The sequence below is a fragment of the Moraxella sp. CTOTU49097 genome (genome assembly GCF_032064105.1).
Lineage (GTDB): Bacteria > Pseudomonadota > Gammaproteobacteria > Pseudomonadales > Moraxellaceae > Faucicola > Faucicola osloensis_B.
On sequence record NZ_DAMBOA010000011.1, the window covers coordinates 22779 to 34625 of the forward strand.

Sequence of the window (11847 nt, forward strand, 5' to 3'; positions counted from 1 at the left end):
TTGATAAAAAAGGGAACAATTTAAAAGTAGTGATAAGTTAAAAAAGAAGTGAATTGATAAGGCTATAATAACAAAATATACGGAAAATTATAGGGCTAAATCACTGATATACGACATATATTGTCGCTTATGATTGTTAATAATTAATTAAAAATAACATGAGAAAATCTCTAAATAAATGGGTGTTTTTTGGGTGTTTTCAAGCTATATGTTGCAAAAAAATCCCCACTAACAAAGTGAGGATATGCAATGCGAGTCGCCAATATTGAGCCTTAGTGTGCCTCATCTTCTGGTGAATCATTGGATGGGGTTTGGGTGTTGCTATCTATGGCAGAGCTAGGTATGGCAGAGCTAGGCATGGCAGTGCTCGGATTGGAGTCGGCTGTCGCTGCCAAATAGCTTTGCGGATGGTGGTGAGTGATTTTTGCTTCTTCATGCGCCAGTGAGCGCGCCGCTTGACGTAGCTCAAATTTTTGCACTTTACCTGTCGAAGTTTTTGGAATTTGCGCAAAAATAATATGTTTAGGCACTTGGAAACCTGCCAAATATTTACGGCAATGGGCAATAATATCTTCCCGATCTAGCCTTGAGCCTTCGCGGATTTCAATAAAGGCTACCGGTACTTCACCCCATTTGTCATGGGGAGCAGCAACCACCCCACAGCTTTCCACTTCTGGCATACGATACAGCACGTTTTCTACTTCGATACTTGAGATATTCTCACCGCCCGAGATGATGATGTCTTTGAGCCGATCCATAATTTTGATGTACCCATCTGGGTATTTGACGCCCAAGTCACCGGTCTTAAACCAGCCACCGTTAAAGGCTTCTGCGGTGGCTTTGCGGTTTTTTAGATAGCCTTTCATCACCATATTGCCGCGGATAGCAAGCTCACCAATTTCACTACCATCGGCTGCAACTGGGGTAGTGGTGCCTTGTTTGAATACATCAAATCCCGCTAGCAGATGTGAGTTCATGCCTTGGCGGGATTTTTTTTGCGCGCGTTCACTGACAGTCAAATCATCCCATTCTGGGCGCTCAACACACAGGGTGACGGGACCATATACTTCTGTCAAACCGTATACATGCGTGATTTTAAAGCCCATTTCTTCCATTTTGGCGAGCAAAGACTCAGGCGGTGGTGCGCCTGCGACATTACAACGTACTTCATGTTTGATGGCTTTTTTGAGCGCTTCATTGCCATTGGCAATCATGTTGTGCACGATAGGCGCTGCGCTATAATGGGTGACTTTTTCATCGGCAATCAACCGTAAAATCAAATCAGCATCAATTTTGCGTAAGCACACATTGGTACCCGCACGCTCGCCAATGCTCCAAGGAAAGCTCCAGCCATTACAATGAAACAAGGGGAGCGTCCATAAATACACGGGGTGCTTTGGCATATCCCAATCTAAAATATTAGAGACGGCATTTAAGGTGGCACCGCGATGGTGATACACCACGCCTTTTGGGATACCTGTGGTACCTGATGTGTAGTTGAGCGCGATGGCGTCCCATTCATCAGTGGGTTTTTCCCAGTTGTCTAAATCGGTTCCTGAGGCGATCAATTCTTCATAGGTCATGTTGCCAAATTGTTCAGTGGGCGTGACCGCAGGGTCGGTGGCATGAATGATAATTAAGTTAGGAAATGACTCTTGAACCAGCGCAATATGCTGTTCAAACTCAGTATCGACAATCAATACTTTAGCTTCACTGTGCTGTAGGCAAAAGACCAAGGCATTGATGTCCAAACGGGTATTTAAGGTACATAGCACACCACCAGACATCGGTACGCCAAACGCGACCTCAACCATGGCTGGGGTATTGGGCAGTAGCACTGCAACAGTATCGTCTTTATCGATGCCCAGTTTTTTTAGGGCATCTGACATTTTGCGGCAGCGATTATAGGTTTCGCCCCAACTTTGACGCAGGTTATTGTGCTCATAATCTTTATAGACAATCGCCGTTTGATCGGGATAGATGCTAGCAGTACGCTCAATAAAATCAATGGGAGTAAGCGGGGTATAGTTGGCAGGATTCTTTTCCAGCCCAGTATGGAAGTTTGGCATAACGACATCCCTGTAGTTAATAAATAAACGCCTTTATCATAACAAGGATTTTGACGAAATCCTATATATCAATCTGCTTTTTCACAAATATAAAAAATGACAAAAACAGACAGCCCTGCCTGTTATTTTATAAGCTAGCAAAACTCCGTCAGGGTTTAGTCTTCGACAAATACGCAGCCAAGGGTGAACACCCCGATATTTGCTATAGAGACACTGGCGGCAGGAAGAACTTCGGGTTTAGCATAACCGCGTGACGATAAATAGTTAAGTAGTGCCTTGGTATGAGGGTTTAAATTACCGCTAAGCACATACATTGTACCTTTTTTACCATTGGCGGCGGTGATGGCAGCATCAGCGAGTCGCTCAATACATTTTTCAAAACTACGCACCTTTTCAAAGGCGACCATTTCCCCTGAGTCTTCCATTTTTACAATCGGTTTAATACCGAATAAATTGGCAAAAAAGCCGACTGGGGCTGAAATACGTTTGGTGCGAATCATGCCTTTAAGGTTATCAACTGCCAAATAGATATGGATTTTATCGCGCAGGCGGTTGATTTCGGTGATGATTTGAGGGATTTCCATACCTTGTTTGAGTAAGCGTGAGGCTTCTTGTACAAGAACCGCTTCGCCATGTGAAATCGTGCGTGAATCATAAATATAAATTTTCATGCGATGACTAAACATCGAGCTGATATTGAGCAAGTTGTTGTAGGTTTGGCTTAAAGAAGAGGATAAACAGATGATTAAAACTTCTTGCACGTCTTCTTTGATGAGTTGATAAAAGAATTCAATGAGCTGATTTTCAGTGGGGGCTGAGGTACTGATGTCGATATTGGGGTTATCGAGTAGAACACGCGACAGCCTGTCTAGGCTTAGGTCTTGTCCATCTAGATAATTGGCACCGCCCATATGGATATTCATTGGCAACATTTTGACATTTTCTGGAATGCCAAGGTCGTCTAGACATGACGTGGACGTGCTAACAATCATTTTTTTCACAGTAATTTCCCTCCTGTTGTACTTTTATCCTAGCTTGATATTAACATTGTCGCAAAAATAAGCATGATTTTTTTGTAGACTCATCGGGACAAAATTTGCCTTATGCTTTCAAAGATGACTATTTATAATAGGTTGACCTATTTTTGGTTTGATGTATGCTTAAGGTATGTTGATACAGCTACATTGCGTGACCACATTGACGAATTCCCACATTGACGAATTGATTATGATAACGAACTCATTGATAAAATGACAAGATTAGTTCCTTAATGTGACTAAATAGTGAAAGGAAATTACTGCCAAGGATTATTTATGTCAAATAACAGCCAGATATCTACTCATAACACCCATTATCCGCATATTTTTGAACCCCTGGATTTAGGATTTACCACGTTAAAAAATCGTATTGTGATGGGCTCGATGCACACAGGGCTTGAAGATCGGTTTTTTAACTATCCAAAGCTAGCCGCTTATTTTGCCGAGCGCGCCAAAGGGGGAGTTGCCATGATGATCACGGGCGGTATCTCGCCCAATCATGAAGGTTGGTTAGTGCCGGCAGGCGGGACGCTCAATCACAAAGGCGATGTAGTCAATCATCGTAAAGTCACCAAAGCTGTACACCAATATGACTGCAAAATCATCCTGCAAATTTTGCACAGCGGTCGCTATGGTTATCATCCATTGGCGGTATCAGCCAGTGCCATCAAATCGCCTATTTCACCTTTCAAACCCCGTCAAATGAGTGAAAAAAATATTTTGGCGACCATCAAAGACTATGCCAAAACTGCCAAACTTGCACAAATGGCGGGCTATGATGGTGTCGAAATCATGGGTTCAGAAGGCTATTTGCTCAATCAGTTCTTAAGCAATCACGTCAATCAGCGCACCGACCAATGGGGTGGCAGTCTAGAAAACCGTATGCGTTTTGCCCTTGAAGTCATCAAAGCGGTACGCGAGGCGGTGGGAAAAGCGTTTATTATCACCTTCCGTTTGTCGATGATTGACTTGGTGCCCGATGGCAACACCATGGATGAAGTCATTACTATCGCCAAAGCCATCGAAAAAGCTGGCGTGACCATAATAAATACGGGGATTGGCTGGCATGAAGCGCGTATCCCGACCATCGTCACGTCGGTACCACGCGCAGCGTTTGCCGATGTGATTGCTGAAGTCAAACGTCACGTGAGTATTCCTGTGATTGCTGCCAACCGTGTCAATATGCCAGAGACCGCCGAGCAGCTGCTAGCAGAGAACCAAGCTGACTTAGTACAAATGGCGCGTCCGTTCTTGGCAGACCCAGATTGGGTAGCAAAAGCCAGTTTAGGACAAACTGACTTAATTAATACCTGTATCGGCTGTAACCAAGCGTGTCTAGATCATACATTTGAAAATAAACGCTCAACCTGTCTAGTAAACCCCCAAGCCTGTTATGAAACTGAACTGGTCTATAAACCTGCCAAAAAAGCCAAAAAAATTGCCGTAGTAGGCGCAGGCATGGCAGGCTTATCAGCGGCGACGGTCGCCGCCAAACGCGGTCATCAGGTCACCTTGTTTGAAGCACAGGATAAAATCGGCGGACAGTTTAACTATGCCAAAGTGATTCCAGGTAAAGAAGAGTTCTTTGAAACCATCCGCTATTTTACCAATTTGGTGGACAGTTTAGGCATTGAACTCAAACTGAATCATAAAGTGAGCAAAGAGGAACTAGAGTCAGGTCAGTTTGATGATGTGATTATTGCCACAGGCGTTGTGCCACGGGCGCTAGACTTTGAAGGGGTAGAGTTACCGCAAGTGATGAGCTATGCCGAGTTGCTATCGGGTCAAAAAGTTGCAGGTAAAAAAGTCGCGGTGATCGGTGCAGGCGGAATTGGCTTCGATGTCAGCGAATATTTGACCTCGACCCATGTGAAACCGTTTGAAAAAGATGCGCAAGGCAAGGTGATTTATCAACCCCATCCGCAAAGCGTAGCCTCATGGAAACGTGAGTGGGGCGTGGACACCAACCCACACTATGAGACTGAAGGTGGACTGGTAAAACCAGAGCCCATTACCCCGACCCGTGAAGTGTATTTGATGCAGCGTAAAAAAGGTCGCTTGGGGGCAGGTCTCAATAAAACCTCAGGCTGGGTGCACCGTGCTCATATCAATAAGCATGGCGTCAAACAGGTGAGCGGCATTGGCTATGAGAAAATTACCAATGAAGGCATTTGGATTACTAACCCAGACGGTCATAGCCAATTATTGCGTGTTGATAGTATCGTTATCTGCGCGGGGCAAGAATCGGTCAATCACCTAATGCCTGCCGTGGGTGATGACTTGACAGCGCAATATCACTTGATTGGTGGGGCAAAATTGGCAGGCGAATTGGATGCCAAACGTGCCATTCGCGAAGGCGCGGAAGTTGCTGCCATGTTGTAGCAGCTTTTACTATGCCATAAAAAAGGCGATGAATGAATGTCACCGCCTTTTTTTATATCGAACGCGTATTATTGAATGGCATCAGAGGCTAAGAAAAAATTGCGCGACTGCTGAGAGTCAATCAGCTTGTCTACCGCACCTTGCAAATCATGCGTAGTGTGCGGCTGCTCAATCATCTCGCTAATGGTGTCATACAGCCGTGAAAACAACGAGAAATTACTCTGTAGCAAATAACTCATAATTAGCTCGCTCACCCCCGTCACCTCCAAATCAAGCGACGTCTTAAAGCGCAGCTCGCCGTCCATCACATCCATTTCCAAATTGCCAATCATCAAATCATAATTCAGATAAGCGAGCATGGCGAGCATCTCTGGGCGATTGGCTTCAGCAATCGCAGTAGGATAAACACTGTACACCGCAATCAATTGCTGCTCACTAAAAAAACGAATCATACAACCCCAATGCCGCTCTTTATCCGACACTTGCATCGTATAATGATGAATGCTCTGCTCATCTTGCTCGCTGGCAGGGTGATACATAAATTGATAACCCATACTGGCTAAGATATGCTCTATGTCATCGGGAGTAATCGGTTGTAGCTCGAATTCGCCATCTGACTCGGGCGACTCACTGGCTAAAAGCGGTTCATCTTGTGAATGATTATGTTCATCAAACGCCGCATTGACCGGGTGTTCGGCAAAAGGCTGATAGCGAGTAGCATCGCTATGCTCGTTTGTCTCAGCACACTGACTAGAGTCAGTTGTTTTATCGGCTACAGGGAGCGGCGCTGATTTTTCAGCAGTAAACAACAGTTTTAGGCGTTGCCATAAACGCTTCGGATTTTTGGACATTGATTTCACTTACCCAAGAAAAAATAGCTAAAAATAGAAAGAAAAACGAAAAGCAGAACAGTTAAAAAACAAAAAAGTTAACAAACAGGTTAGCAAAACTTTGACGCTACTACCAAGCTTTATATGGATAATAGCAAAGACCTGTCGCAAGTTAGTATATAATAAGCTTTCTACACAACTTTAGCCAATTATCTATACAATGGGTATAAGGCCGTGATTTATCAATTTAATCTGTTATCTATTTAATGACTTGCAAATTTTAATCAATGCTATGCCAAATCCAACACCCACTGCTATGCCTATCTCGGCGACCAGTTCGCTGCTAAACTGTCAAAATGTCACCATACAACGTGGCGAATTTCCGCTGTGTGAAGCGGTGAATTTGGTGCTAAACCGTGGCGATATTTGTCATTTGGTGGGTGAAAATGGCACTGGCAAAACCACATTTTTGATGCAGCTTGCAGGGTTGATTCCTGTGTTGACCGGTGATATCAGCTGGCAGGGCAAGGCAGGACTACCTGTGCAGCCATTTTATGTGGCGCACCAATTGGGTATTCATTTGCAACTCACCGTTGAGCAAAATTTGCGATTTTTGTTAGCCTTGTATGGCATCAAACCAAGCGCAGACGCCCTTGAGCAAGCACTCGATTGGGTTGGGTTAGCAGGTTATGAGAAAATCAACTGCTATCAACTCTCGGCAGGGCAGACGCGCCGCGTGGGTCTGGCACGTTTGCTGTTTGCGCTGGAGTATGTAGCGCAATTTCCTTGCTGGCTACTTGATGAGCCGCTGACCGCGCTTGATGTGAATATGATTGCCAAAATTGAACACGTGATGCAGACATTCGTTCAGCGCGGCGGGGCAGTGCTCATGACCAGTCACCAAACTGTCGCCGTCGCCAACAAGCAATTAGATTTAACCTTGTATATGGTTTAGGGGCAACTGCAATGATTGATTTTTCTGCCCTGTGGCAACGCGAATGGCAAATCAAGCAGCAAAACAAAGTGCAGTGGTTATATCCACTGGTGTTGTTTTTGATTATTATCACCTTATTTCCATTGGCGATGGGGACGGAGCCAAAATTATTGCAGCAACTTGGCGTGCCTGCGGTATGGATTGCAGCGTTATTGTCACTGATTATGGGTATGGAAAACCTATTTCGCCCAGCCCTCGATAACGGTACACTGGCGCAATTGGTTGTCGCTCGTGCCTCGATTCCCACTTGGGTGCTAGTACGGCTCATCGTGCATTGGCTGACCAGTGCAGGGATGGTGTGTCTGCTCGCATTTTTGGCGATGCCGCTTTTTGGTCTGTCGAGCCAAACAGCCATTGCCCTGAGTGCGTCGATTTTGGTGGGCAGTCCGATTTTGCTATGCTTATCAGCGATTGCCAGTAGCTTGACATTATCGCTAAAAAACGGCGCGGTGTTAGTGCCATTGATTTCGTTACCGATGCAGCTCCCTGTGCTGATTTTTGCCACAGGAGCAGTGGGGCAATTTGCCATGGGGCTTAACGGTTATCCGATTTTAGCCCTATTACTGGCGGGCAGTATTTTGGCAGTCATCGTGACGCCTTTTGTGATTGCATTTTCATTAAGACTGGCTTGGTTAAGCTGATGATTTTTAGATGAAAAAATCCCCAAATACCAGTAAAATAAGCGAACAAATATCTTATTGTTGATGGCTTACATTCATTTTAGAAAAGAAAGCAAGGCGCATTCCATGGCAGAAATTACCCCAAACGTTGGCAAAACTGGCTTTTTTTCTCGCCTTTGGCAAGGATTTCTTAAAACTGTTGGCACCAAAGAGTTTTATCGTATTTTTGCCCCTTGGGTGAAATATTTAGCTGTCATTGCTGAGCTGCTATTAGCGGTGGGTGCCGTTTGGGGATTAGCGTTTGCGCCACCCGATTATTTGCAAGGCAATAGCTATCGCATTATCTTTATCCATGTCCCCACTGCCAGTCTAGCCATGTCAATTTATTTGGGTATGGCAATTTTGGGGGTGATTTTTTTGGTGTGGAAAATTAAAACCGCAAATTTGGTTGCCCAAGCGATTGCGCCCATTGGCTTTATTCTTTGTGTGTTAAGTTTACTCACAGGCTCGATTTGGGCAAAACCTACCTGGGGCACATACTGGGTATGGGATGCGCGTCTCACTTCTATGCTGATTTTGGCGTTTTTGTACGCAGGCGTAATGGCGCTGTTTACTGCATTTGAGCATACTGCCAGTCGTGGTAAAGCGGCGGCGATTTTATCGATTGTCGGTGCGGTTAATTTGCCGATTATCAAATATTCTGTCAACTGGTGGAACACCCTACACCAAGGCTCGACATTTACCGTAACTGAGCGTCCAAAAATGCCGCCTGATATGTATATGCCGTTGTTGCTGATGATGTTAGGTAGTTATTTTTTGGTGGCTGCACTGACAATCTATCGTACCAATACCTTGATTTTACAACGTGAAAGTAGCAAACAGTGGGTGATTGATGAATGCAAACGGCTATATCGCTAAAGTGTTATTGTTAAAGCCTGCTTATTGACGTAAAGTATCGCCATTTAACTAGCGATAGCTTCAATCCTATGGCACCAATCCACTATTTAAACCTAAATCCAAACCTGAGGTGACCAATGAGCCCGTATTTTCATAATTTTGCCGAGTTTATCGCCATGGGTGGGCATGGTAGTTATGTATGGTCAACTTGGCTACTGACTTTACTAGGCATTGTCGCGCTCATCTTTTTTAGTCGTAATCAGCGTAAAGCGACCTACCGAGATATTACTACCCAGCAGGCGCGCCAACAACAGCGTCATCAGCGTATGGCTAAGGGCAGCTGATAATAGTATCTATCGCCCTAATCGGTGTTATAATAGACAAGTAGCCCCATAGGGTGTGGTTCATCAAAAGTGAGATGAAAAAAAGCGATGAATAAAGTACGACAAAAAAAATTAATGTGGGTGATGGCAACCTTATTTGGCGCAATCATTGCCGTCGTTCTTGTAATTTATGCGGTAGGACAACAAACTGACTATTATTTTGACCCCACAGCCATTAGTCAAGGCAAAGCACCTGAAGATACTCGTATCCGAGCAGGGGGCATGGTCGTGCGCGGTAGTGTTGAGCGAGATAGCACGGACCCACTCAATGTCAAATTTAAAATCACCGATTTTAAATCCACCGTACCGGTATCCTATAAAGGCATTTTGCCAGATTTATTCGCCGAAGGTTCGGGCGTGGTAGCCACAGGTTCGCTTGAAGGCAATACCTTTGTAGCAAGCGAAGTATTAGCAAAGCATGATGAGAATTATATGCCGCCTGAAGTGGCAAAATCACTAAAAACGCAGCATCAAGCCAACGGCACTGACGTCAACCAAGCACAGTTTATGCCAGCTACACCTGTTAAACAATAAAGCCACTTAGCTAAAAAGTCACTTAGCTAAAAAATCAGCTGGCTAAAAAAGTGGGCAATTGACCCACTTTTTTAGTGTCTAAATTTTTTAATATCTAAATAATGTTAAAAATTTTATGCCATACAAAATCTTTAACCATAAAATCTTTAAATATAAAAAAAGGAAACCGCTTGGGTTTCCTTTTTGTTCAGTTTAAAAAACTGATTATTTTGCAGCAGATGCAGAAGCGTCAGCAACAGTTGCAGCAGCAGAAGCGGCAGCATCAGCAACTTTGTTAGCAGCGTCAGCAGCAGCTGAAGCTGGTGCAGCAGCAGATGCAGTTTCTACTACAACAGTAGAAGCGTTAACAGTTGCAGCAGATGCAGTTACTGCTGGTGCAGAAGCTTCAACAGTGGTAGTAGTTGATGAAGCAACCGTAGTTGAAGCAGTGGTAGAGGCGGCAGCTGGTGCAGCTTCTTCTTTTTTGCTACATGCAGTCATAGCTAAAGATGCAGCAACTAAACTTGATACAGCGATTAATTTAACGTTCATTACGTGTTCTCCTAAAGAAAATAACCCCGTATTCACTCGACGATACTCTAAATAAAGCGTTTATTTAGAATTAAAGACACACGGGACATGAAACTGGCAATATTGTAGCTGAAACTTAGTCAAGATAGAATAACTTTCGCATAAAAAAATATAATAAATCTGATAAAAGGTTGTAACAAAATAACACCGTAAACACAAATACAACTTTTTAGACTCATAAATATCGTACGAAAAAGATATCTTTTTTAGCTTTTCGCAGAAAATGACGTATTATACGCATAAAAATAGGGCAAGGATATCTTTATTTTTGTAAATTTACAAAATTTTTTCTATTTCCAGTACTGAATTAAAGAATACCTAAAAAATAATTTTTTATGGCAATAAATGGTTAATTTTAATCAGGTTTGGCAGATTTTAGATAGGTAATAATAAGTTACATTAGTTGCATATTGTTAGGGTTTATTGTCAAAAATCTGTATAAAACTACGATTTCACACAGTAATTTTTAGGCAAAATGCTACAATGCCAAAATAAGCAAACTATATGAGCATATTATAAAAGCAAGACAGTATTTAAGGAGGTGTTGGTATGAAGTGGGAAGATCGTGACGGTAGTTCGAATGTATTGGTCAGCGGCGGTAAAGCTGTTGGTGGCGGTATCGGTAGTATTATCATCGGCTTGATTTTGTGGCTGGTGTTTGGTATGAATCCCATGACTGCCATGCAAACAGGTTCTGCAATTACCGGTGGAAATAGTAGTGGGCAACAAACCCTTGACCAGCAAACGGCTGATCGCGACCAAAAATTCGTCTCAGTGGTGTTAAAAGACACAGAAGAAGTTTGGGGTCAAATTTTTAGTGAAAACAATATGCAATACCAACAGCCTAAATTAGTATTATTTAATGGTATGGTACGTTCGGGTTGTGGTAATGCGTCTTCAGCCACAGGTCCTTTCTATTGTCCTGCTGACCAACGCGTCTATCTTGATACCAGTTTTTTCCAAGAAATGCGCCAAAAATTGGGTATCACGGGTGACCAAAATGGCTCAGGTGATGCACAAAACCAAGGTAAAGCAGGTGACTTTGCACAGGCTTATGTGATTGCTCACGAGGTGGGTCACCATGTACAAAATCAGTTAGGTATTAGCCAAAAAGTGGACGAAGCCAGTCGCCGTGCCACTGAAGCACAAGCCAACAATTTATCAGTGCGTCAAGAACTACAAGCGGACTGTTTTGCCGGTGTTTGGGCAAACCGTAACCAACAACGTGTTCAATTCTTAGAGCAAGGCGATATTGAAGAAGCGATTAATGCGGCGGAGCAAATCGGTGATGACCGTTTGGCCCAAGCCAGTGGTCGTGCCGCTGTCCCTGATAGCTTTACCCATGGTACCAGTCAACAACGTATGACGTGGTTTTCACGCGGTCTAAAATCGGGTGATATCAACCAATGCGATACTTTTAGTGGTGCAATTTAAGTAGCGGTGCGATTTAAGCCCAAAGCACGCCACTAAAAAAGATGCCAACAAAAAGCTCAACCTTATGTTGAGCTTTTTTATTTTTATAAGTCAGCTA

Annotated in this window: 10 protein-coding genes and 1 pseudogene; 7 read left to right on the forward strand and 4 right to left on the reverse strand. The window is 43.7% G+C overall.

The genetic code is table 11. From position 1 onward, the window contains the following. Positions 1 to 428: 428 nt before the first annotated feature. Positions 429 to 2069, reverse strand: a pseudogene (locus tag RT064_RS07765) (AMP-binding protein); the annotation flags it as partial. Between the two features lie 155 nt (positions 2070 to 2224). Next, positions 2225 to 3061 carry a DegV family protein gene (locus RT064_RS07770; RefSeq protein WP_313062742.1) on the reverse strand — a complete coding sequence of 279 codons (837 nt, stop codon included), beginning with the start codon at positions 3059 to 3061 and terminating at the stop codon, positions 2225 to 2227. Between the two features lie 321 nt (positions 3062 to 3382). Here RT064_RS07770 and RT064_RS07775 point away from each other — a divergent pair, with 321 nt between their 5' ends. Next, entirely contained in the window at positions 3383 to 5488 is a 2106-nt protein-coding gene (locus RT064_RS07775; RefSeq protein ID WP_313062718.1) for a 2,4-dienoyl-CoA reductase FMN-binding domain-containing protein, read from the forward strand. A gap of 68 nt (positions 5489 to 5556) precedes the next feature. Here the strand turns inward: RT064_RS07775 and RT064_RS07780 are convergent, their stop codons facing one another. Next, positions 5557 to 6339, reverse strand: coding sequence for a YbjN domain-containing protein (locus RT064_RS07780; RefSeq protein ID WP_313062719.1), 783 nt, complete (start codon positions 6337 to 6339; stop codon positions 5557 to 5559). A 271-nt stretch (positions 6340 to 6610) separates the two neighbouring features. Between RT064_RS07780 and ccmA the strand changes: the two genes are divergently transcribed. From ccmA to ccmE, 5 genes are all read left to right on the forward strand, one after another. Then, positions 6611 to 7273 carry a heme ABC exporter ATP-binding protein CcmA gene (gene ccmA, locus RT064_RS07785; protein WP_313062720.1) on the forward strand — a complete coding sequence of 221 codons (663 nt, stop codon included), beginning with the start codon at positions 6611 to 6613 and terminating at the stop codon, positions 7271 to 7273. Positions 7274 to 7284: 11 nt separating this feature from the next. After that, positions 7285 to 7953 (forward strand): heme exporter protein CcmB, encoded by a 669-nt coding sequence (locus RT064_RS07790; protein ID WP_313062721.1) that lies wholly within the window; start codon positions 7285 to 7287, stop codon positions 7951 to 7953. A 105-nt stretch (positions 7954 to 8058) separates the two neighbouring features. Further along, a complete protein-coding gene (gene ccmC, locus RT064_RS07795; protein ID WP_313062722.1) occupies positions 8059 to 8850 on the forward strand; it encodes a heme ABC transporter permease CcmC in 792 nt (263 codons plus the stop codon). 116 nt (positions 8851 to 8966) lie between these two features. Continuing rightward, positions 8967 to 9173 (forward strand): heme exporter protein CcmD, encoded by a 207-nt coding sequence (ccmD, locus tag RT064_RS07800; protein ID WP_313062723.1) that lies wholly within the window; start codon positions 8967 to 8969, stop codon positions 9171 to 9173. Positions 9174 to 9260: 87 nt separating this feature from the next. Beyond that, a complete protein-coding gene (gene ccmE / locus RT064_RS07805) occupies positions 9261 to 9746 on the forward strand; it encodes a cytochrome c maturation protein CcmE (RefSeq protein ID WP_040404183.1) in 486 nt (161 codons plus the stop codon). 204 nt (positions 9747 to 9950) lie between these two features. Here ccmE and RT064_RS07810 read toward each other — a convergent pair whose 3' ends face one another. Continuing rightward, positions 9951 to 10277 (reverse strand): hypothetical protein, encoded by a 327-nt coding sequence (locus RT064_RS07810; protein ID WP_224054513.1) that lies wholly within the window; start codon positions 10275 to 10277, stop codon positions 9951 to 9953. A 588-nt stretch (positions 10278 to 10865) separates the two neighbouring features. Between RT064_RS07810 and ypfJ the strand changes: the two genes are divergently transcribed. Next, complete coding sequence (gene ypfJ / locus RT064_RS07815) at positions 10866 to 11750, forward strand: KPN_02809 family neutral zinc metallopeptidase (RefSeq protein ID WP_313062724.1); 885 nt, start codon at positions 10866 to 10868, stop codon at positions 11748 to 11750. Positions 11751 to 11847: the final 97 nt, after the last annotated feature.

Bases quoted from the DNA above. Each gene is read 5' to 3' on its own strand.
- RT064_RS07770 (WP_313062742.1), bottom strand. From the start codon at position 3,061: ATGATTGTTAGCACGTCCACGTCATGTCTAGACGACCTTGGCATTCCA.
- RT064_RS07775 (WP_313062718.1), top strand. From the start codon at position 3,383: ATGTCAAATAACAGCCAGATATCTACTCATAACACCCATTATCCGCAT.
- RT064_RS07780 (WP_313062719.1), bottom strand. From the start codon at position 6,339: ATGTCCAAAAATCCGAAGCGTTTATGGCAACGCCTAAAACTGTTGTTT.
- ccmA (WP_313062720.1), top strand. From the start codon at position 6,611: ATGCCAAATCCAACACCCACTGCTATGCCTATCTCGGCGACCAGTTCG.
- RT064_RS07790 (WP_313062721.1), top strand. From the start codon at position 7,285: ATGATTGATTTTTCTGCCCTGTGGCAACGCGAATGGCAAATCAAGCAG.
- ccmC (WP_313062722.1), top strand. From the start codon at position 8,059: ATGGCAGAAATTACCCCAAACGTTGGCAAAACTGGCTTTTTTTCTCGC.
- ccmD (WP_313062723.1), top strand. From the start codon at position 8,967: ATGAGCCCGTATTTTCATAATTTTGCCGAGTTTATCGCCATGGGTGGG.
- ccmE (WP_040404183.1), top strand. From the start codon at position 9,261: ATGAATAAAGTACGACAAAAAAAATTAATGTGGGTGATGGCAACCTTA.
- RT064_RS07810 (WP_224054513.1), bottom strand. From the start codon at position 10,277: ATGAACGTTAAATTAATCGCTGTATCAAGTTTAGTTGCTGCATCTTTA.
- ypfJ (WP_313062724.1), top strand. From the start codon at position 10,866: ATGAAGTGGGAAGATCGTGACGGTAGTTCGAATGTATTGGTCAGCGGC.